This window comes from Methylobacterium sp. FW102-HT35C08 (assembly GCF_058790235.1).
On the sequence record NZ_JBYTCL010000002.1, the window covers coordinates 232,819 to 253,877 of the forward strand.

The window sequence follows — 21,059 nt, forward strand, 5'->3', positions numbered from 1 at the left end:
TCCCCATAAGGGGGGAGGGAGACCGCGCTTCGCTTGATGAAGGTATGATCCAAGTAAGACCGAAAACGCTCTATACCGGCTAAACAGCCAACGTCGCATGTCTGATCGCGCGCAACAAATAGTGTTATGCGTTACCTGTTACGCACAACGTCGAAGCACGACAGGTGAGGATCACCTCTCCGGCGAACTCGGACCCGAGCTCAAATCGCAAAGCTGCTGCAGTTTTGAGCCATACTGCAGTCCGGTGAGTGGGGCTCTCTGCGGGGTCAAACCGGTGCCTGAAAATCGCGGAATGACCCTGCACGAGGCGAGACGAAACCGGAACAAACATAGTTAATACGACAAACATAGTTAATACCAAAGTAACCCCAAGGGAGTTCACCCGGCAGGAAATTTTCATCTCGTCGGGACGCCATTCCGAGGAAAGCGTCAGGGTCCGTTTCAATGTCGACAAGATGGGGTGCGGCGGCTGCGCCAAGTCCGTGACCCGCGCAGTGCAGGCCGTCGAGCCTGGCACCCAGGTCGAGGTCGACCTTCAGCCAAGCTCGTGACCGTGTCGGGGATATCGGGTCCCGCCGACCGGATCGCCCGGGCCATCGGCGAGGCCGGTTTCCCGGCCGTCCCGGTGTGATGCCCGACCGGACAGGCCCCGGTGCAACCGAACCCGTCCTCGTACATTTCGTGGAATGACCGGGTCGGACTTCCGCCCCGGCCCGAAATTTGGCATCCTGGTTCCGTGAACCTCTGGCTCGCCCTTCGGCGGCTGCTCCCGCTCCTGGCGGTCCTCAGCCTCACCCTGACGCCGGTAACCGCTCCCGCGGCCACCGCGGGCATGCACGCCGCGATGCCGGCCTCCGTCCACGGCCATCACAGGCACGCGATGGCCGGCATGGACATGGCCGACGACGGTTCGGGTCACGTCGGCATGGCGGGCATGGCGGCGGGCGACATGGCCATGGACGACATGCCATGCTGCCCGCACGAGAAGGCGGCCAAGCCGGACTGCGCCAAGGGCTGCCCGTTGATGGCGCTGTGCCTCGCCACCGTCGCCTCGCTCCTGCCCACGGCGGTCGTCCTCCCGGCGCCCGTTGGGATGCGGGCGGCCGTGGCTTGGCCCGCGCCGGCCCCCTTCGCCAGTGTGCACGGGACGCCGCTACCCGAGCCTCCCCGAGCCTGAACCCGATGCCGCTGGCGTGAACGCCGGCACGATGCCGCGCGCCCGCGCGCCGGCACCCATCGCGTTCAGGAGATGACACCCGTGTTGAAGAGCCCCCTCGCGCGCCCGCTCACGGCGGCGCTGCTCGGTGCCGTGCTGTCGGTGCCGGCCCCGACCTCGTCCGCGTTCGCGGACACCAAGGACTACCAGTTCCAGCTCGTCCAACAGGAGGCCAAGGTCGGCGACGCCGTCATCGCCGTCCGGCTCGTGGACAAGCGCAGCGGCAAGCCGGTGACCGACGCCGTGGTCTTCGCCAAGCGCCTCGACATGGCCCCCGACGCCATGGAGGAGATGGCCACCAAGGTCGAGCAGGTGCCCTCGACCGAGCCCGGCATCTACCGGTTCAAGGCCCATCTCGGCATGCAGGGCCGCTGGCGCCTGTCGCTGGCCGCCAAGGTCCAGGGCGAGACCGGCACGGTCGAGGACAAGCTGATCGTCCAGGCCGCAAAATGAGCCGGTCCGCATGGCTCGCCGGGGCCCTCGCCGCGCTCGCGGCGGGGTCAGCCGGGTATTGGGCCGGGCACGACGGCCCCGCTGTGTCCGACCTCGCGGGCCGGGCGGCGGGGAGCCTGCCGACCGCGCTCGTGGAAAAGGCGCGGGACGGCCTCGCGCATCTGATGCCGTCCGCGCCGGGGTCGGACACGGCAAAGCCCGCCGTCCCGTCAGGCCCGGTCGTGTACTACCAGGACCCGGACGGGAAGCCGGTCTACTCGCTCGCGCCGATGGTGACGGGGGACGGGCGGGAGTTCCGCGCAGTCCACGCCAGCGAAGACGTGCGCTTCGACGCGAAGGACGCCGAGGCCACGGCCATGCCCGCCGGGATGGCGGCTCACGACATGGCTGGCCACGACATGGGCAAGGGCGGGATGGCGGCCGGGGCGGCCGAGCCACGCCGGGGCAATCGGCGCGTCCTGTACTACCGCAACCCCATGGGCCTGCCGGACACCTCGCCGGCGCCCAAGAAGGACTCGATGGGGATGGACTACATCCCCGTCTACGCGGGCGAGGACGAGGGCGGGAACGTCGTGACCGTCTCGCCCGGCAAGGTCCAGCGCACCGGAGTGCGCACGGAGGTCGTGGACCGGCGGGTCGTGGCGCAGCCGGTGCGCGTGCCCGGCACGGTCGCCCTCGACGAGCGGCGCGTCACCGTGATCGCGACCCGGTCCGACGCCTACGTCGACCATGTCGAGAACGTCACCACGGGCGACCGCGTCCGCAAGGGCCAAGCGCTGGTCCACGTCTACTCGCCCGAGATCAACGCGGCCGCGGCCCAGTTGATCGCCAACCCGGGCTTCGACGGGGCGCGCCGCAGGCTCCAGAACCTCAACGTCTCCGAGGCCGTCATCGACGAGATGGAGCGCACCCGGAAGGTGCCGATGGCCATCACGTGGTCCTCGCCCCGGGACGGCCTCGTCCTGCAGCGGACCGCCATCGAGGGCACGAAGGCGGCGGCCGGCGACACCCTGTTCCGGATCGGCGACATCTCGACGATGTGGGTGCTGGCCGACGTGCCCGAGCGCGACCTCGCCGCGGTGCGCGTGGGCCAGGTCGTCACCGTGCGCCTTCGCTCGGCCCCGGGCCGGGCGTTCGCCGGCAAGGTGTCGGTGATCTACCCGCAGGTGAACCCCGACACCCGGGCGACGCGGGTGCGCATCGAGCTCCCGAACCCGGACGGCGCGCTCCTGCCCGACATGTATGCCGACGTCCAGATCGACACCGGCGACGCCAAGCCGGTCGTCGCCGTCCCCGACGACGCGGTCATCGACACGGGCGAGCGCCAGGTCGTGCTTCTCGACCGCGGAGAGGGTCGATTCGAGCCGAAGGAGGTGAAAGTCGGCGTCCGCGGCGAGGGCTACACCGAGATCCGAGCCGGCGTCGCGGCGGGCGACCGGGTGGTCACGGCGGCGAACTTCCTGATCGACGCCGAGAGCAACCTGAAGGCGGCGCTGCGCTCCCTGGCCGCCCCGAAGGACGACCGGCAGGCCGCCAATGGGGGAGACACTCCGTGATCGCGCGCCTCATCGGCTGGTCGGCTCGTAACCTCGTCCTCGTGCTGGTCGGGACGGTGTTCGCCGTCGCGGCCGGCGTCCTGGCGCTTAGGACCCTGCCGCTCGACGCCATCCCAGACCTCTCGGACGTGCAGGCCATCGTCTACACCGAGTATCCGGGGCAGGCGCCCCAAGTCGTCGAGGATCAGGTCACCTACCCGCTGACCACCGCCATGCTGACGGTGCCCAGGGCCAAGGTGGTGCGCGGCTTCTCGTTCTTCGGCGTGTCCTTCGTGTACGTCATCTTCGAGGACGGGACCGACCCCTACTGGGGCCGGTCCCGGGTGCTGGAGTACCTCAACGCGGCGGCGAGCCGCCTCCCGGCGGGAGTGACGCCGACGCTCGGCCCCGACGCGACCGGCGTGGGCTGGGTCTACCAATACGTCGTGGTGGCCAAGGAGCGGACGCTCGCGGAACTGCGCTCGATCCAGGACTGGGTGATCCGCTTCGGGGCCTCACGCGCCGAAGGCGTCGCCGAGGTCGCGGGCGTTGGCGGGTTCGTGAAGCAGTACAACGTTGTGGTCGACCCAAACCGCCTGCGCGCCCAGGGCATCAGCCTGAACAAGCTCCGGGACGCGATCCGGTCGAGCAACGCCGACGTCGGCGGCCGCACCGTCGAGCTCTCCGAGTTCGAGTTCATGGTGCGCGGGCGCGGCTACCTGAAGGGCATCGCCGACATCGAGAATATCGTGCTGAAGACCTCCGGCGGCACGCCGCTGCGGGTGCGGGACGTAGCCCGGGTCGAGCTCGGGCCGGACGAGCGGCGCGGCATCACCGAGATGAACGGTGAGGGCGAGGTCGCCGGCGGCATCGTCCTGCAACGCTTCGGGGCGAACGCACTAAGCGTCATCGAGGGGGTCAAGGCGAAGCTCGCTGAGGTCGCCAAAAGCCTGCCGGCCGGGACCGTGATCCTGCCGGTCTACGACCGCTCACAACTCATCGATGCGGCCATCGACACCCTGCGGCACACGCTCGTCGAGGAGAGCATCGTCGTCTCCCTCGTCTGCATGGTGTTCCTCCTCCACGTCCGCAGCGCGCTGGTCGCCATCCTGATGCTGCCGGTCGGCATCCTGATGGCGCTCGCCGGCATGAGAGCACTCGGAATCGGCGCCAACATCATGAGCCTCGGCGGCATCGCTATCGCGGTCGGCGCCATGATCGACGCTGCCATCGTGATGATCGAGAACGCCCACAAGCACCTGGAGCGGGCGTCCGAGGGCAAGCCGCGGGTCGAGATCCTGGTCGAGGCTGCGAGCGAGGTCGGCCCCTCGCTGTTCTTCTCGCTCCTCGTCATCACCGTGAGCTTCCTGCCGATCTTCACCCTGGAGAGCCAGGAGGGCCGGCTGTTCGGGCCACTCGCCTACACCAAGACCTTCGCCATGGCGGCGGCCGCACTCCTGTCGGTGACGTTCGTCCCGGCGCTGATGGTGCTGTTCGTGCGCGGGCGCATCGTCCCGGAGCACCGCAACCCCCTCAACCGCCTGCTCATCTGGCTGTACCGGCCGCTCATCGCCGGCGTATTGCGGGCGCGGGTGCTCACCATCCTGCTCGCCGTGGGCGTGCTGGCGGCGACCGTCTGGCCGGCCCGGCAACTCGGCTCCGAGTTCATGCCCGACCTCGACGAGGGCAGCCTGCTCTACATGCCGACGACCCTGCCGGGGATCTCGGTGACCAAGGCCGGCGAGCTGCTGGCCACCCAGGACCGGATCATCAAGAGCTTCCCCGAGGTCGCCTCGGTCTACGGCAAGGCTGGCCGCGCCAACACGGCCACCGACCCGTCGCCCATGGAGATGTTCGAGACGGTCATCGCCCTGAAGCCGAAGGCGGAGTGGCGGCCGGGCGTGACCCTCGCCAGCCTCAAGACGGAGATGGACGCCGCGCTGCAGTTCCCAGGTGTCTCGAACGCCTGGACGCAGCCGATCCGCGCCCGCATCGACATGCTCTCGACCGGCATCCGCACGCCCGTCGGCATCAAGATCCTCGGGACCGACCTGAAGGAGATGGAGGGGGTCGCCCACGAGGTCGAGGCGGTGGTCCGCAACGTGTCCGGCACGTTGAGCGCCTACGCCGAGCGGGTGATCGGCGGCTACTTCCTCGACATCACGCCGGACCGCGAGGCGCTGGGCCGATACGGACTGATGGTCGGCGACGTGCAGGACGTGATTGCGACCGCACTGGGCGGCCAGGCGGTGACGAACACCGTCGAGGGCCGGGAGCGCTACACCGTGAACGTGCGCTACCCGCGCGCCTTCCGCTCGGACCCGCGGGCCATCGCCGACGAGGTGCAAGTGCCCTTGCCGGCCGGGGGCACCGTGCCTCTGCGCGAGGTGGCCAAGGTCGAACTGACACGGGGGCCGACCTCGATCCGCACCGAGAACGGGCAGCTTGCGGTCTACATCTTCGTCGACATCGCCGGCCGCGACCTCGGCGGCTACGTCGCCGAGGCGCGCAAGGCCGTGGCCGACGAGGTCAAGCTGCCCCAGGGCACGATGCTCCAGTGGAGCGGGCAGTACGAGTACCTCGAACGGGCCGAGGCGCGGCTGCGGATCGTGGTCCCGCTGACGCTGCTCGTCGTGTTCCTGCTCCTCTACCTCAACTTCCGGCGTCTCACCGAGACGTTCATCGTCATGTTGTCTCTGCCCTTCGCCCTGATCGGCGGGGTGTGGCTGCTCTGGTGGATGGGCTTCAACATGTCGGTCGCGGTGGCCGTCGGCTTCATCGCGCTGGCCGGCGTCGCCGCCGAGACCGGTGTGATCATGCTGGTCTACCTCGACCATGCCTGGGACGATGTCCGTGCCACCTGCGGGCGGGAGGGCCGCTCCCAGACGCGGGATGACCTGCGCCGCGCCATCATGGTCGGCGCGGTCGAGCGGGTGCGGCCCAAGATGATGACGGTCGTCGCCATCACGGCCGGTCTCGTCCCGATCCTCTGGAGCACCGGTTCGGGCTCCGAGGTCATGCAGCGCATTGCCGTGCCGATGATCGGCGGCATGGTCTCCTCCACCGCGCTGACCCTCGTGGTGATCCCCGCTGTCTACGCGCTCGTGAAGGGCTGGACGCTGCCGCCGGGCAACCAATCCCGGGCGGAGGCCGTCGAGGAGCCGACGCGCCACCGGGCCGCCGCCGAGTAGCGAGCCCCCCAACCTGCATCGAAGGAGCAACCCATGTAGCCGCCAGCCCGCAAGGCCGTCCTGTATCGGATGGTCACCCCCGAACACACCTGCCCCTACGGCCTGAAGGCCAAGGACCTCCTCGAACGCCGGGGCTTCGAGGTGGAGGATCACCTCCTGACCGACCGGGCCGAGACCGACCGCTTCAAGGCCGAGCACCAGGTCAAGTCGACGCCGCAGACATTCATCAACGGCGAGCGCGTCGGCGGCTTCGACGACCTGCAGCGTCACTTCGGCAAGGCCGCCAACGATCCGAACGCCACGACCTACACGCCCGTCATCGCGGTGTTCTCGATGACCGCGCTGATGGCGCTGGCGGCCAGCTACGCCGTGTACGGCACGCCGCTGACGATGCGCGCCGCCGAGTGGTTCATCGCCTTCAGCATGTGCGTGCTGGCGCTCCTCAAGCTCCAAGACGTGGAGAGCTCTCCTCCATGTTCCTGGGCTACGACATCCTGGGGAAGCGCTGGGTCCGCTACGCCTACGCCTACCCGTTCCTAGAGGGCATCGCCGGCGTGCTGATGGTGGCGGGGGCCCTGAACTGGATCTCGATCCCCGTCGCCCTGTTCATCGGCACGGTCGGTGCGGTCTCGGTGTCCAAGGCGGTCTACGTCGAAAAACGGGACATCAAGTGCGCCTGCGTCGGCGGGTCGAGCAAGGTGCCGCTCGGCTTCGTCTCGCTCACAGAGAACGTGATGATGGTCGCCATGGCCGTCTGGATGCTGGCGATGCACCATTAAGGGCCACGTTGGCCGCGAGGGTTCTGCACTCGAATCGTGAAGGCCTCCGCTATGCGACGACGGCGGCAAGCCGACCGATGGGCATCCTTCCGGGCGGACGTCCCTCATGGAACGGTCTCGCCGCCTTCCCCGTCTCTGGCCCGTGACCGGCGATGTCCGGGGGAGAGGGAGGCGTTCGATGCTACGCAAACCAACTTTGGCCGTGCTTGGGTTGATGACGATGGCGGGTGCGGTCGTCGCCGCCTCGTCAGCTGCCCTGGCCGATCCGCCGTGGGCCAGGGGCGAGCGCGGCTTCCGCCACGGCGGCCCTCCGCCCTGGGCACCGGCCCATGGCTACCGCCGCCACCGCGAGTTCGGCGGCTACGGTCGCAGGGACGTGCGCATGCACGAGGGGCGCCGCTACGGCGGCTACGGCTACAGCCGCTACTGAGGCGGCAATCGACGCAGGGTTGGGGCCGGCGATGACCGAAGCGCTTTCGGGTCGTCGCCGGCCTCGCTCGGCTTGACGGTTCGCCGCACCTGCGCCCCTCGCCGTCGGACCGCATCGGCACGTCGTCGGTCTCGGCACCGACGCCATCCCGCCTGCCTGCCACGTGAACACCACAACCGATCGCACCCGATCCGCCGGAGGAACGGTCCTCCGGGCATCGCCGTTCCTGGGCGCCCGTCACGTCGGGATATGACCGGAACGCCCCCCTTACGTGGGATGAGGGCCATCGCGGCAAAGGTGAGTGAGCGCGTAAGCGTTCCCACCTGAGGATTTCGGCGTGCTTAACAAGATTTGAATTGTGATTTTAACTGCTGTTCACTTAGTCAGAGCTCGCATTTATTGCCTTTTTTCTGGAACGATTTGCGCAATATGCCCGTTTCAGCGCCGTACGATCAGGAAATCGGAGTTTACACATGCTGAAGCAAGTGCGCGTCGCCGCCCTCGCGACCACCTTCGTCATCGGCGGCGCGGCCATGGCGCTCGCCCAGTCCTCCTCGACCGTCGGCACCGGCGGGTCCTCGGCGGGCGGCGGCACCAGCTCCTCGACCGTGGGCACCGGCGGCTCCTCATCCGGCTCGGGTACCGGTTCGGGCTCGTCCTCGACGCTGGGCACCGGCGGCTCCTCAGCAGGCGGCGGCACCAGCTCGTCGACGGTTGGGACGGGCGGCTCCTCGGCCGGTTCCGGCAGCGGCTCGGGCTCGTCCTCGTCGATGGGCACCGGCGGCTCGTCGGCCGGCAAGGGCACGAGCTCGTCGTCCATGGGCACTGGCGGCTCGTCGTCCGGGATGTCGGACGGCGCGGGCAAGTCGGGCAGCGCCCCGGGCCACGACAAGAGCGGCCCCGGCAACTCCGAGAACGCCCCGGGCCACAACAAGCGCTGAGCCCCCGGCGGGTGAAAGCAACGGGTGCGGTCCGGGAGGATCGCACCCTCCTTGTTTTACGGGAGACCGCACCATGCCTCGCCTGATCATGCCGCTACTCGGTGGCGCCCTCCTCCTCGCGGGCTCGGTCACGGGTCACGCCCAGACCAGCACGGTAACGACCGGCCCGAACGGCGTCTCCGGAGGCACCACCGTCACCACGGGCCCGAACGGCAAGCCGTGCAAGGTCGTGCATTCCGACGACGCGAAGAACACCGGCACGATGACTAGCTCCGTCACGGCGGGCCCGAACGGCGTCAGTTCCTCGACCACCGGCGGCCCCTCGGTGACGACGAGGTCCGGAAGCGGATCGAGCAGCAGCTCGGCCTCCAGTTCGAGCTCGGGCGGCTCCACCATGATGACCACCGGAGACGGCGATTGCGTCGTCACCGTACCGAAGGGGAAGTGAGGATCACATGACGACCAGGTACATCGTTCCGCTCGCGGCCCTCGCGCTCATCGCCGCCCCGGCGGTCGCGTCGGCCCAATCCAGCGCCACCGGGGGCACGGCCGGGTCGGCCGCGGCCGGCGGCACGTCGGCCTCGACCGTCGGCACCGGGGGCACCTCGACAGGCGCAAACGGTTCCACGGGCTCGTCCCTTGCCACCGGCGGCAGCGCGGCGGGCGGCAAGACCATGGACCGCTCGCACGTCAATGAGACGGGTAACGGCGGCCTGAACGGACAGTCGAAGGCGATGGCCCACGACGGCGGGACCTTCTCGAAGTCGCACACGAAGACGAAAATCCGCGACGGCGAGGTGGAATCCCACACCAAGACCATGGCGCACGAGCCCGGCTCGAAGCCGGTGAAATCGACCACCACGACCGGCCAGTGACGGCGCCGCCCCGGCGGAACGACCCGCCGGGCTCATGCGGGCGGCGGGGACGTGACGCTTGCTGATCCCACGAGACTTTAGACGGCCGTACCGGCCATATCGGAGGAACGCCCATGCGTATTCCCTACCTGCTGCCGCTCGTCGGCTTACTCGCTCTCGGTGCCTGCAAGGACGAGAAGAAGGCCGAGAACACCGCGCCTCCCCAGCCTCCCGCCAGCGCGGCGCCGGCGAACCCTACGCCTCCGGCGACGACGACAAACCCGGCGCCGGCCAACAAGCCGTAGCAAACGCGCCTTGAGCCGGGCGGGTCCTGCACGCTTCCCGTGTCCGCAGGACCCGCCCGATCCTTCCTGGGCAAGCGTCGCCCGTTCAGACACAAGGTCCTTAACCAGAACGCCCCAGGGTCGGCCGCACCGAGTTGCAACCGGGTCGTCGCGCCGTCGAACTGTCCCGGTTTCGGCCTATGGCCCGAGCAACCGAGCAACCTCGCATTGCGAGCAGGGGTCTTGACGTGGAAGGTACGCTCACGGGGCACCCGGCCCTGGACGGTGTCCACCTGACACCCGCACCGGAACGCCGCAACGCGGCAGGCGAAACCCTTCGCACCCACGACGGAGCGGCGCGGTGCTGGGCCAGCGGCTAGGTCCCGATCAGGTTCATCACCGAGCCGGGCCGGTATGACCTTGCCGGGCAGGACACCGCAGCTGGTAGTGCTGGCCGCCTACCCCAGCCCATGCCAGTCAGGCACGTCCGATCCAGCCGCGCCACGTGAAGGCCGCGAAGAAGAGTTCAGCATCCCTAAAGCCGCCCGCCGTCAGGACCGCGATGTCGGTCTCCGGCGCGAGGGTTTGCAGGTGGGCATCCACGGCGCTGCGGGCCTTCGCAGCCTGGTCGCGGTCGGCGCCGGAAGCGACCGCGTAGGCCTCGTAGCGTGCGATCCATTGGGAGCGACTGTCGTCCTGCGGAAAGCTTCCGTGGGCGGCGACGAAAGGCGCGCCCCGCTTCAGGCGACGATGGATGGCCCGGACGGTGTCCTCGCGCGCCGCCGGGTCGAGGAAGTGCAGGGTCAGAAGGCATGTCGCCGCGTCGAAGGGGCCGTCGGGCGCGTCGTCGATGTAGCCCTCGACGAGAGTCACCCGGTCCATCAGCGGTCCCAGCGTGCATTCGGCCTGGCGGAGCATCGCCCGTGCAGGGTCGACGCCGACGAAGGTCCAGCCGGGATGCGCCTCGGCCAGCGCCAGTAGTTCCAGTCCCCCTCCCGCCCCAAGGACCAGGACCCGTGCGTCGGCCGGCGCGTGCTCGGAGAGCAGGATGCCGGTCATCCTGTGGAGTGCCTCGAAGCCGGGCACGAAGCGTCGCGGCCCGTCGGCATACCGTGCGGCGGCCTCCGGGTCCGAGAAGGCGGCCACGAAGTCGGTCGGTTCAGGCTGCGCGCTATGCGTCATCAGATTGGGCCTCCCGCCCGCACGGTCCGCGCTTGGCCAGGCGCGCATGGAAATCGGTGCTGAGACGGGCCAGCGTGACGTCGCCCAAACGCGAGAGCAGCAGGGCCTCGGCATCCCGGAATGCGTCCGCGAGGGCGGAGTTGACCGCCTGCTCGACGAGGCACGTCGGCTCCTTGCTGCGGTTTCCCATCGCGAACACCTCCGGCGAGCCGAGCGCGACGTAAACATCGTGCAGGGTCACCCGGTCGAGGTCGCAGGCGAGTGTCCAGCCGCCGCCATGCCCCTTCCCGGACGCGACAAGCCCCAAGTCGCGCAATCCCGCCATCGTCCGGCGCACCACGACCGGGTTGGTCCCCATCATCTGGGCCAGCCGGTCAGACGTCACCGGTCCGTCGGCCTCCGCCATGTGGAGGAGGACGTGGAGCACGCCCGACAACCTGCCATCCCGTCTCATGAAACTTATGATGTTGCATGATATGATGTTCGTCAATAGGGGCTGGGCCGGGATGCTCGGCCGGGCGGTGGCCGCCGTGCCGGTTCAGGCCCGGGGACTGACCTGCACAGCCCCGCGGGACATGCCCGTGTTTGGCCGGCCGGGAGGCAAGGAGACATGTCGACGAACGCCCCCGACGCGGACGGTTGGAACGTCGGCCGGGCTGGTACATGTCATTTGCTCGGCGGTACCGCCTATGCGGGCGCCTGTCGCCGATGGTTGTTAGTGCCAGCCGAGAGACACTCTCGTTGATGTGCCATGACATGCTCACAGTCGGCCTGCCGAGGGGGCCAGAGGTAGACCGACTGCTATCGCAGGCTCCTAAGAAGGGCCGCCCTGCGACCTTTGCCACGTACCACGGACCTGTCGCCCGGCCTCACGTCGCCTTGGACGCCGGAAGGGCATATGCGCCGGCGGCAACGGGTTGTTCAGCGCCATGGATGAAGGCGAACGAGGTCATGACGATGGGGCGGAAGCGCAGTTCGCACGCCTCCAGCGCCGCCTCGTGTATCGGCCGCCCTTGCGCCACGAGTTCCTTGGCCACCTCGATGATGAGGATGGCGTTCTTCGCCGTCAGGCCGATCACCGTGATGAGGCCGACCTTGAAGTACACGTCGTTCGGCATCTCCCGCATGATCACGGCGAAGAGGGCGCCGACGATGCCGGTCGGGATCACCAGAAGCACGGCGAGGGGGATCGACCAGCTCTCGTAGAGCGCCGCGAGGCACAAGAAGACGCAGACCACCGACAGAGCGAGCAGGTAGACGGCCTGGCTCCCCGAGAGCTTCTCCTGCAGCGACTGCCCGGTCCAGGCGAAGTCGAAGCCGGGCGGAAGCTGCGCGGCGAGCCGCTCCATCTCGGCCATGGCGTCGCCGCTGGCATAGCCCCAGTTGGCGTAGCCCGAGAACTTGATGCTTGGGTAGCCGTTGTAGCCGACCACCTGCGACGGGCCCATCGTCCACTGCACCTGCGCGAAGGATTGCAGCGGCACCATCTGGCCCTGGGCGTTCCGGACGTTCAGGTCGAGCAGGTCCTCGGCCCTCATGCGCCGCCCGGCCTCGGCCTGCACGATGACCCGTTGCATGCGCGACTGGTTCGGGAAGTCGTTGACATAGGCCGAGCCGAGGCTGGTCGAGAGGGCGTCGTTGATGTCGGCGAAGGTGACGCCGAGCGCGTTCGCCTTCTGCCGGTCGAGGGTGAGCTCGATCTGCGGCGCGGTCGGCAGCCCCTCTACGTAGACGCTCGTCAGGACGGGGCTCTTGCTCGCGGCGGCGAGCAACTGGTCGCGGGCGGCCGCCAGCGCGGCGTAGCCCTGCTGCCCCTTGTCCTGCAGGCGGAAGCTGAAGCCGCTGGAGTTGCCGAGCGCCTCGATGGCGGGCGGCGACAGCGTCATGGCGATGGCGTCCGGCAGGTTGCCGAGAACCGCGTTGGCGCGCGTGCTGATCGTCTCCGCGTCGTCGCCCGGCCCACGCTGCGACCAGTCCTTCAGGGTGACGAACGAGAGCGCCGTGTTCTGGCCCTGCCCGGAGAAGCCGAAGCCCAGGAGTTGCACCCGCCGGGCGACTGCCTTCTCGCCGCCGAAGTGCTCCTCGATGCGCTTGGCCACGTCCAGGGTGCGGCCGGCGGAGGATTCCGGAGGCGTCTGGGTGTCGACGATCACGTAGCCCTGGTCCTCGGTGGGTAGGAAGCTCGACGGCAGGAGCACGTAGCCGTAGCCGAGCGCGCCGAGGAGCGCGGCGTAGACGAGGAGCGCCCGGACGGGGCGGCGCAGGATGCCGCCGACCCCCGACCTGTAAGCCCGCGTGCCCGACCGGAAGCCCCGGTTGAACCAGCCGAAGAAGCCGCCCTTGGAATGGGTGTGCCCGGCCTCAACCGGCTTGAGCAGGTTGGCGCACAGCGCCGGCGTCAACGAGAGCGCCAGGAAGGCCGAGAAGGCGATGGAGGTCGCCATGCTGGCCGAGAACTGCCGGTAGATCACGCCGCCCGATCCCGGGAAGAAGGCCATCGGCATGAACACCGCCACCAACACCGACGTGATGCCGATGATGGCGCCGGTGATCTGGCCCATGGCCTTGGCGGTCGCCTCCTTCGGCGGCAGACCCTCCTCGTCCATGATGCGCTCGACGTTCTCGACCACGACGATGGCGTCGTCGACGAGGATGCCGATGGCCAGCACCATGCCGAACATGGTCAGCACGTTGATGGAGAAGCCCGCCACTAGGAGGGCGCCGCAGGTGCCGAGCAGTGCGACCGGCACGACGATGGTCGGGATGAGGGTGTAGCGGACGTTCTGCAGGAACAGGAACATGACCGCGAAGACCAGGACCATCGCCTCGGCCAACGTCGTCAGCACCTTCCGGATCGACACCTCGACGAAGGGCGTCGTGTCGTAGGCCACCAGCACCTCGACGTTCGCCGGCAGGGTCTTCGAGAGGCGGACGACCGCCTCCTTCACGCCGGTCGCGGCGGCGAGCGCGTTTCCGCCCGGCGCAAGCTGGATGCCGATGCCGGCGGCCGGGCGCCCGTCGAGACGGGTCTGATTGGTGTAGGACTGCCCGGCTAGCTCGACCGTGGCGACGTCGCGCAGGCGCACGAGAGAGCCGTCCGAGTTGGCGCGCAGCACGATCTCCTCGAACTCGGCCACCGTGGTCAGTTGACCCTTCACCAGCACGTTGGCGGCGATGCGCTGCCCTTCCTTCGCCGGCTGCGCTCCGACGATGCCGGACGCGACCTGCGCGTTCTGCGCCCCGACCGCGGACGTAACGTCCTCGGGCGTCAGGTTGAGGCCGACGAGCTTGATCGGGTCGATCCAGATGCGCAGCGCCTTCTCGGACGAGAACAGGGCGGCGCGGCCCACGCCCGGCACGCGCCGCAGCTCCCCGAGGATGCGGCGGGCGGCGAGGTCGCCGAGATCGGTCTCGCTCAGCGCGCCGTCGCGGGAGGAGACGGTGACGAACTGCAGGAAGGAGGTGCTCGCCTCTTCGACCGTGACGCCCTGCTGGGTCACGGCCCGCGGCAGGCGCGCCTCGATGCGCTTGATCCGGTTCTGGACCGCCACGGTGGCCTTCGAGGCGTCCGAACCCGGCGCGAACGAGACCATGATCTGGCTCGCGTCGGAGGTGTCGCTGGTGCTCTCGAAGTACATTAGCCCCGGAATGCCGTTGAGCTCCTCCTCGATGATGCGGGTGACGCCGTCGTAGAGGCGCTCGGGCGGGGCGCCCGGGTACACGGCGGTGACCTGGATCGTGACAGGGGCGACGTCCGGGTACTGCGAGACCGGCAGGAAGGCGATGGAGATCGCGCCCCCCAGCATGATGAAGAGCGAGATCGCCCAGGCGAAGATCGGGCGCTCGATGAAGAAGCGGGTCATGGGTCCGGGCCTGAAGGCGGAGGTCAGTGCTGGTCGGAGACGGAGGCCGTCCGACCGTCGCTCCACGGGACCGGGTTCACGGCCATGCCGGGCTGGATCTTCTGGAAGCCCTCGACGACGATGGTCTCGCCGGGCTTCAAGCCCTCCTCGACGATCCATCCGGCGTCCGTCAGGGCCCCGATGCGCAGGAGGCGCAGCGCCAGCGTCTTGTTCTCGCCGACCACGAAGACCTGGGCGACGCCGGCGCTTGAACGCTGGATGGCCTGTGCCGGAACGATCACTGCGCCGGGCGTCATCCCCTGCGCGACCCGGACCCGGACGTAGGTCCCCGGCAGCAGGACGGCCTTCGGGTTCGGGAAGGTGGCGCGCAAGGAGACCTGCCCAGTCCCGGGGTCGACGCTCACGTCCGAGAACAGGAGCTTGCCGGCATCGGGATGGGGGGTGCCGTCGGCATGGACGAGGCGCACCTCGGCTTCCTGCTTGCCGGCGGCGCGTTCGGCGAGGAAGCCGGGGTCGGAGGCCGAGGCGTTGAGGTCGGCGTAGATCGGGTCGATCTGCTGGATCAGGGCGAGTTTGGTCGCCTCGCCCTGGCCGACGAGGGTGCCTTCCGTGACGAGGGCGCGTCCGATGCGGCCGGCGATGGGGGCCCTGACGGTGGCGTAGTCGAGGTCGATCTTCGCCCGGGCAAGCTGCGCCTTTGCGCTCGCCACGTCGGCCTCGGCCTGGCGCAGGTTCGCGACCGCGATGTCATTCTGGGCGGTGCTGGCCGCCTGCCGCTCCACCAGGGTCTCGGTACGCTCGGACTGGCGTTGCGCCTGTACCCGGGTCGCCTCTGCCCGCGCGACGGCCGCCGCCTTGGCATCGACCTCGGCCTTGTAGACGGCCGGGTCGATGCGGAAGAGGACGTCGCCCTTCCTGACGAGGCTGCCCTCCTCGAAGGTGCGTTCCTGGATGATGCCGCCGACCTGCGCGCGCACCTCGGCCGCCCGCGTCGAGGCAAGGCGGCCGGGTAGGTCGAACAGGCGCGGCACGGTCGTTTGTTCGACAACTGCGGTCGACACCAGCGGTGGCGGCGTCTCGGCCCCATGCGCGGCGGTGTCGCCCGCGTCCGGCTGGCAGGCCATCAACGTGAGGCTGAGCAGGCAGTAGGCATATACGGGTACGATGCCCAGGGGATTGCGTTCACGCGATCTCATGGATCAGCGAGTCCTTGCTTCAGGGATTGAAAGGGAGTGGGGCCCGGGCCTAGTCCGCGAGCGTCATCGCGATGAGGCGTTCCCGAAGGGCGGGCAGGTCCGGGACGACGCCGCCGTCCTCGCGCATGAGGTGGGCGAGCCAGGCCCCTTCGGCGGCCAGGCGCACGATCTCAAGGATCGGCGTGTCGTCGGTCTCACGGTGCCGCTCTAATCGCGACGCGAACCAGTCCGCCCACCGCCCGCGCACGCTCGATTCTGCGAGGGCGGAGACGTACAGGGCCGCTCCCGGGTTGCCTTCGCCCAGCACCGGATCGTCGAAGGTCGCGCCGACATAGGCACGGGTGAAGCTTCCGCGCGGTCTCGGGTCCTTGGCCATGTTCGCGTCGATGTCGGCATCGAGCTTCTCGACCAGGTCGGCGAAAAGGCCCTCCACCAAAGCCTGCCGGCTCGGGAAGTGGTGGAAGAGCCCGCCCTTGGTGACGCCGGCCGCCTCGGCGACGGCCTGCACCGTGATGCCGGAAGGCCCGTGTTCCAGGGCCAGCTTCATGGCGCAGTCCAGGAGCAGGCGGCGTACGAGTTCCGGCTGCTTTTTGCGCTGGGAGATGGTCTTCATGGCCGGTGCCCGGTCGCGGTCGAGAACGCCTGCATCACCACGATGCCGCCGACGATCATGCCGATGCCGACCAGCGCCGCCGCGTCGAGTGTTTGCTCGAAAAGGGTGGCACCGACTACGGCGGTCAGCACGACCCCGACGCCGCTCCAGACGGCGTAGACCACGCCGAGCGGCATGGCCTTCAAGGCGTGCGTGAGGAAGTAGAACGCCGCGGCGTAGAAGGCCGCCATGGCGAGGGTGGGCACGAGCCTCGTGAACTGCTGCGACATCTGCAGGAGGGTCGTGCCGACCACCTCACATACTATGGCGAGGACGAGGGCGGCATAGGCGACGGTGTGACTGGACATGCTCACGGGCTCGGATTACCGCCCAAACATACCAACCAAATGGTATGTTTCAAGCCCCTTCGGCAACGGTAGGGACGTATTCCGACCGCAGCCGTTGTCCACACGCCATCGGAGGAAACGACAAGTTGCGCGGCCCGTGCGAAAAGCCGAGGCACCTGGTCGCTTAATGGGCCATCACATGCTCACGGTCGGATTGCCCTGGGGGCCGGGAGCAGACCGACCTCTATCGCCGACTCCTCAAAAGGCTATGGGCCGACGTCGACACGCCGCCAGAGCCGTGTGTCCACGGCAGGCTCTACGCCCTCACAGGTCCGGAAACTCCTTCGCCAAGTGGTCGATGAGGGCGCGGACGGCGGGCGGCAGGCCGCGGCGGGTCGTGAAGACGATATGGACGATGCCGTCCCGGCTCCGCCAGTCCCGAAAGACGCGAACGAGCTTGCCGGCAGCGATGTGCGCCGCGCAGGCGTGATCGGGCAAGAAGGCAACACCCAGGCCGTCGGCCGCGGCATCGCAGAGAACCGGGTAATCGCCGCAGGTCAGCCGCGGCTCGTGACGCAGCTCATGCCTCTCCCCGTCGGCGCGCTCCAGCACCCAGGTGATCTCGCCCGCCTCGTCGCTCGTGCCCATGGTCGGGACGGAGGCGAGGTCGGCGAGGTCGGCGCCGAGGCCGCTCGCGACCTGCGGACTGGCGACGAGTATCCAGCGTGAACGTCCCAGCGACCGCATCGTGAGCGACGCATCACTGGTGAGCTCGTGCCGGACGCGGAGCGCGACGTCGACGCGCTCCTCGATCAGGTCGACGGCCCGGTCCGAGGCGACGAGCTGCAGCTGGACCTTCGGGTAGCGGTCGAGGAAGCCCCGCACGATGCCGGACGCGAACTTCACGAGGTTGCGTGGGCAACTCATGCGGATGCGCCCGTGCGGTTCGGCCTGGGCCGCCGCGACGAGCGCCTCGGCCCGCTCTGCCTCCAGCATCATGGCGCGGCAGCGCTCGTAGAAGGTCTGCCCGACCTCGGTGACGCGGAAGCGCCGGCTGGAGCGCTCGATGAGCCGGACCCCGAGCCGCGCCTCCAGCGCCGAGACGCGGCGGCTCAGCGTCGACTTCGGCTCGCGGAGCGCCCGGCCCGCAGCGGTGAACCCGCCATGGGCGACGACCTCGGCGAAGGTAACGTAGTTGTTGAGGTCTGGGCGCATCATCGTTCCCTGATTGGAACGCTACGTGCCAGATTTATGGTCTGTCCGCATCATCGTCCCGAGCGCATCTGTCTCGCCAGCGGCTGACACGCAGCCGAACCGAGGAGAACGACGATGACCGGCAGGTTCCAGAACAAGGTGGTGGTGGTGACCGGGGGCACCAGCGGCATCGGGCTCGCCACCGCCCAAGCCTTCTCGCGGGAGGGCGCCTCGGTGTTCGTCACTGGCCGTCGCCAGGACGCGCTCGACGCGGCGGTTAAGGAGATCGGCGGGCGGGTCACCGGCGTGCGCGGCGACATGGCGAACCTCGCCGACATCGACCGCCTCTACGACGCGGTCCAGCAGAAGCACGCTCAGATCGACGTCGTCTTCGCCAACGCCGGTGGGGGCGAGTTCGCGCCGCTCGGCGCCATTACCGAGGAGCACTTCGACACGACCTTCGACACCAACGTGAAGGGCACGCTCTTCACCGTCCAGAAGGCGCTGCCGCTCCTGAAGGACGGCGGGGCGGTGGTGCTGACCGGCTCGACCGCCGGCACCGAGGGGACGCCGGCCTTCAGCGTGTATTCGGCCAGCAAAGCGGCCATCCGCAACTTCGCCCGCACTTGGATCCTCGACCTGAAGGACCGCCGCATCCGCGTCAACGTGGTCAGCCCCGGCGCGACGCGCACTCCGGGCCTCATCGGCCTCGCCGGCGACGATGCCGAGAAGCAGCAGGGCCTGCTCGATTACCTGGGGACGCGCATCCCACTCGGACGCGTCGGCGAGCCGACGGAGGTCGCCAACGCGGTCCTGTTCCTGGCCTCCGACGAGGCAGCCTTCGTCAACGGCGCCGAATTGTTCGTCGACGGCGGTCAGGCGCAGGTCTGATGATGTAAGCTGACTGCTCCCCGGCCGGCGTGGACCGCCGGCCGGGGAGGGTTGGTGAGCATCCGGTGGCCAGTCGTGGCATGGGGTGCCGAGAACCGGAGAGCTGCCTGGGCGGGTGCCCAGGGGTCGACTGCGCGTCGCCAATGCGACCGTACCTGCTGACTATGCGGCAACCCACATCGCAGGCTCAGGCGGCAGGTGGGTTGAGGAGCACCCAGAGGCGCGCAATCCTGCCGCCGACGATTTCTGCGACGTCCATCCCGGTGATCGCGACTGCTCCCTCCTCCGGACCGGCCTCCCACCGCAACGAACCCAGGCCGTGATGGCCGACTGCGCGTCCTGTAGGGGTGAACCGGAACGTCGGAACGAACTGGTCCAGCAAGTTGCCGGCGACCGCGGAAATGGCTGCGCGCCCCTGAACGACGTTGGTCGGCTCGTACATGATCGGCTCGGCCACGAAGAGTTCGTTCAGCGCAGCCGCGCGCCTGTCGGCATTACGCTCGTTGAAGACGCGCTCCAGGTTGGCACGTAGCAACCCGTCGTAATCGGGCTCTGCCGATCCTTGGCTGGTCTGGCTGATGTCGGCCACGGAAGACCTCCTTCGAAAGTGGTCAAGCCGTAAGGTCAATTGAACTTCACGAGGTTCAGCGCCGGCAGTGGACCGCCGGGGAACTGAACGAGGCGGCTGCCGAGCGCGAGCGGACCGAGATCGATGCCGAAGAAGCCAAGCCGTTCGATTAGCGTGCTCACCTGCGCCTTCGCCTCGGCGTCGTCCCCTGAGTAGAACAGCACGCGCCGTCCGCCATCGCTGGCTGGGTCGCCGGCGACCAACTGCGGCTGCAAGTGGTTGAACGCCTTCACGACCCGCGCGCCTGGCGCCCAGCCGGCGAACACCTCGGACGACGAGCGGCCGCCGAGGTCGAACGGCTTGAACAGCGGCGCCTCGATGGGATTGTTGGCGTCGACGACGATGCGGCCGCCGAAGTCCGGCAGGCCCGCGAGGGCGGCCTCCAGCTTCGACCAGTTCACGGCGACGAAGACGGTGTCCTTCGCCGCGGCCTCCTCGCGGGTGCCCGCCGTGATGCTCGGTCCCAGCGCAGCGACAGTTTCCGCGAGGCTGTCAGGCTCGCGGCTGTTTGCGAGCGTGGCGGGAATGGCGTGGCGGGCGAGCGCCGTCGCGATAGCGCTGCCGATCTGTCCGGCGCCGATGATGCCGATGGAAGTCATGGCTCTGTCTCCTTTGACGAGGGGCCGAGGATTCAGGCGGACTGGCCGCCGTCGACGTTCAGCGTGGCCCCGGTGATGTATCCAGCGTCCGGGCCGGCCAGGAACGCGACCGCCGCCGCGATGTCCTCCGGCTGGCCGTAGCGGCCGAGCGCGGCGAGGCCCTTCAGGCTCTCGGCGAAGGGGCCATCCTGCGGGTTCATGTCGGTGTTGATCGCACCCGGCTGGACCACGTTGACCGTGATGTTGCGGGGCCCGAGGTCGCGGGCCCAGCCGCGGGTGTAGGCCGCCACCGCCGCCTTGGTGGCGACGTAGTCGGCGGCGCCAGCGAACGGAACGTGGACCGCGCCGGTGGTGCCGATGGACACGATGCGCCCGCCGTCCGTCATCAGCGGCACGGCGGCGCGGACCGCCACGGCGACGCCCTTGACGTTGACGTCGAGCTGCCGGTCGAACGCGGCCCGGTCGGGCTTGGCGTCGTCGACCATGCCGGTGACGAACACGCCCGCGGAGTTGACCAGGATGTCGAGGCGACCGAGCGCGGCGTGGGCCCTATGCACCAGGGCTTCGACCTCGCCGGCGTCGGCCTGGTCCGCCCGGATGGCGACCGCCCGCCGGCCGAGCGCCTCGACCTCGCGGACGACGTCCTCAGCCCGCTCGCGCGAGGCGGCGTAACTGAAGGCGACGTCGGCGCCGTCGCGGGCGAGGCGGCGGACGATGGCCGCCCCGATGCCGCGCGATCCGCCGGTCACGAGGGCTGCCTTGCCGGCGAGAAGGTGGGATACCTGGATCATGTCATCGCTCCATCGCGTGTTCGATGAGGATGAGGATGGATCGGGAACTCCTCCTGGTTTAGCCGCGAATGGCTTGTTATGCTTTCAACGGAT

General features: G+C 68.9%; 21 protein-coding genes and 1 pseudogene. 11 read left to right on the forward strand and 11 right to left on the reverse strand.

Going from position 1 to position 21,059, the window contains the following annotated elements; genetic code table 11:
• The first annotated feature begins 455 nt into the window (after positions 1-455).
• From AC3WSN_RS01225 to AC3WSN_RS01260, 8 genes and pseudogenes are all read left to right on the forward strand, one after another.
• Positions 456-551, forward strand: coding sequence for a hypothetical protein (locus tag AC3WSN_RS01225; RefSeq protein WP_492535797.1), 96 nt, complete (start codon positions 456-458; stop codon positions 549-551).
• 185 nt (positions 552-736) lie between these two features.
• Entirely contained in the window at positions 737-1,177 is a 441-nt protein-coding gene (locus tag AC3WSN_RS01230) for a hypothetical protein (RefSeq protein WP_492535799.1), read from the forward strand.
• Positions 1,178-1,249: 72 nt separating this feature from the next.
• Positions 1,250-1,669, forward strand: coding sequence for a FixH family protein (locus tag AC3WSN_RS01235; RefSeq protein WP_492535801.1), 420 nt, complete (start codon positions 1,250-1,252; stop codon positions 1,667-1,669).
• Positions 1,666-3,225: an efflux RND transporter periplasmic adaptor subunit gene (locus AC3WSN_RS01240; protein ID WP_492535803.1), complete on the forward strand. Its 1,560-nt coding sequence runs from the start codon at positions 1,666-1,668 to the stop codon at positions 3,223-3,225. Before AC3WSN_RS01235 ends, AC3WSN_RS01240 begins: the two co-directional genes overlap by 4 nt.
• Positions 3,222-6,395, forward strand: a complete 3,174-nt coding sequence (locus AC3WSN_RS01245; protein ID WP_492535805.1) for an efflux RND transporter permease subunit — start codon at positions 3,222-3,224, stop codon at positions 6,393-6,395. Before AC3WSN_RS01240 ends, AC3WSN_RS01245 begins: the two co-directional genes overlap by 4 nt.
• A 69-nt stretch (positions 6,396-6,464) precedes the next feature.
• A pseudogene (locus AC3WSN_RS01250) lies at positions 6,465-7,174 on the forward strand (MauE/DoxX family redox-associated membrane protein).
• 178 nt (positions 7,175-7,352) lie between these two features.
• Positions 7,353-7,604: a hypothetical protein gene (locus tag AC3WSN_RS01255; RefSeq protein WP_492535807.1), complete on the forward strand. Its 252-nt coding sequence runs from the start codon at positions 7,353-7,355 to the stop codon at positions 7,602-7,604.
• A gap of 473 nt (positions 7,605-8,077) precedes the next feature.
• Positions 8,078-8,545 (forward strand): hypothetical protein, encoded by a 468-nt coding sequence (locus AC3WSN_RS01260; protein ID WP_192707033.1) that lies wholly within the window; start codon positions 8,078-8,080, stop codon positions 8,543-8,545.
• Between the two features lie 135 nt (positions 8,546-8,680).
• Here AC3WSN_RS01260 and AC3WSN_RS01265 read toward each other — a convergent pair whose 3' ends face one another.
• Positions 8,681-8,941, reverse strand: coding sequence for a hypothetical protein (locus AC3WSN_RS01265; protein ID WP_192707034.1), 261 nt, complete (start codon positions 8,939-8,941; stop codon positions 8,681-8,683).
• 59 nt (positions 8,942-9,000) lie between these two features.
• Between AC3WSN_RS01265 and AC3WSN_RS01270 the strand changes: the two genes are divergently transcribed.
• Positions 9,001-9,420: a hypothetical protein gene (locus AC3WSN_RS01270; protein ID WP_492535809.1), complete on the forward strand. Its 420-nt coding sequence runs from the start codon at positions 9,001-9,003 to the stop codon at positions 9,418-9,420.
• 113 nt (positions 9,421-9,533) lie between these two features.
• On the forward strand, positions 9,534-9,704 hold the full coding sequence (locus AC3WSN_RS01275) for a hypothetical protein (protein ID WP_492535811.1): 171 nt from the start codon (positions 9,534-9,536) through the stop codon (positions 9,702-9,704).
• Positions 9,705-10,160: 456 nt separating this feature from the next.
• Here the strand turns inward: AC3WSN_RS01275 and AC3WSN_RS01280 are convergent, their stop codons facing one another.
• From AC3WSN_RS01280 to AC3WSN_RS01310, 7 genes are all read right to left on the reverse strand, one after another.
• Complete coding sequence (locus tag AC3WSN_RS01280; RefSeq protein ID WP_492535813.1) at positions 10,161-10,865, reverse strand: class I SAM-dependent methyltransferase; 705 nt, start codon at positions 10,863-10,865, stop codon at positions 10,161-10,163.
• Complete coding sequence (locus AC3WSN_RS01285; protein WP_492535815.1) at positions 10,855-11,319, reverse strand: Rrf2 family transcriptional regulator; 465 nt, start codon at positions 11,317-11,319, stop codon at positions 10,855-10,857. Before AC3WSN_RS01285 ends, AC3WSN_RS01280 begins: the two co-directional genes overlap by 11 nt.
• Positions 11,320-11,734: 415 nt before the next feature.
• Entirely contained in the window at positions 11,735-14,728 is a 2,994-nt protein-coding gene (locus AC3WSN_RS01290) for a multidrug efflux RND transporter permease subunit (RefSeq protein ID WP_492535817.1), read from the reverse strand.
• Between the two features lie 23 nt (positions 14,729-14,751).
• Positions 14,752-15,924, reverse strand: coding sequence for an efflux RND transporter periplasmic adaptor subunit (locus tag AC3WSN_RS01295; protein ID WP_492535818.1), 1,173 nt, complete (start codon positions 15,922-15,924; stop codon positions 14,752-14,754).
• 49 nt (positions 15,925-15,973) lie between these two features.
• On the reverse strand, positions 15,974-16,537 hold the full coding sequence (locus AC3WSN_RS01300; RefSeq protein ID WP_492535820.1) for a TetR/AcrR family transcriptional regulator: 564 nt from the start codon (positions 16,535-16,537) through the stop codon (positions 15,974-15,976).
• The gene (locus AC3WSN_RS01305) at positions 16,534-16,884 is read right to left on the reverse strand and encodes a DMT family transporter (protein ID WP_492535822.1); all 351 of its coding nucleotides are present in this window, start codon (positions 16,882-16,884) and stop codon (positions 16,534-16,536) included. Before AC3WSN_RS01305 ends, AC3WSN_RS01300 begins: the two co-directional genes overlap by 4 nt.
• Positions 16,885-17,187: 303 nt before the next feature.
• On the reverse strand, positions 17,188-18,081 hold the full coding sequence (locus AC3WSN_RS01310) for a LysR family transcriptional regulator (RefSeq protein ID WP_492535824.1): 894 nt from the start codon (positions 18,079-18,081) through the stop codon (positions 17,188-17,190).
• Between the two features lie 111 nt (positions 18,082-18,192).
• On the opposite strand from AC3WSN_RS01310, the gene AC3WSN_RS01315 reads away from it, so the two are divergent.
• Positions 18,193-18,948, forward strand: coding sequence for an SDR family NAD(P)-dependent oxidoreductase (locus tag AC3WSN_RS01315; protein WP_492535826.1), 756 nt, complete (start codon positions 18,193-18,195; stop codon positions 18,946-18,948).
• A 187-nt stretch (positions 18,949-19,135) separates the two neighbouring features.
• On the opposite strand, the gene AC3WSN_RS01320 is transcribed toward AC3WSN_RS01315, so the two are convergent.
• From AC3WSN_RS01320 to AC3WSN_RS01330, 3 genes are read right to left on the reverse strand one after another with little or no spacing between them, the layout of a single operon-like run.
• Positions 19,136-19,537 (reverse strand): nuclear transport factor 2 family protein, encoded by a 402-nt coding sequence (locus tag AC3WSN_RS01320; protein ID WP_192707045.1) that lies wholly within the window; start codon positions 19,535-19,537, stop codon positions 19,136-19,138.
• Between the two features lie 35 nt (positions 19,538-19,572).
• Positions 19,573-20,175: an NADPH-dependent F420 reductase gene (locus tag AC3WSN_RS01325; protein WP_492535828.1), complete on the reverse strand. Its 603-nt coding sequence runs from the start codon at positions 20,173-20,175 to the stop codon at positions 19,573-19,575.
• Positions 20,176-20,207: 32 nt separating this feature from the next.
• Positions 20,208-20,966, reverse strand: coding sequence for an SDR family oxidoreductase (locus AC3WSN_RS01330; protein ID WP_492535830.1), 759 nt, complete (start codon positions 20,964-20,966; stop codon positions 20,208-20,210).
• Between the last annotated feature and the right edge of the window lie 93 nt (positions 20,967-21,059).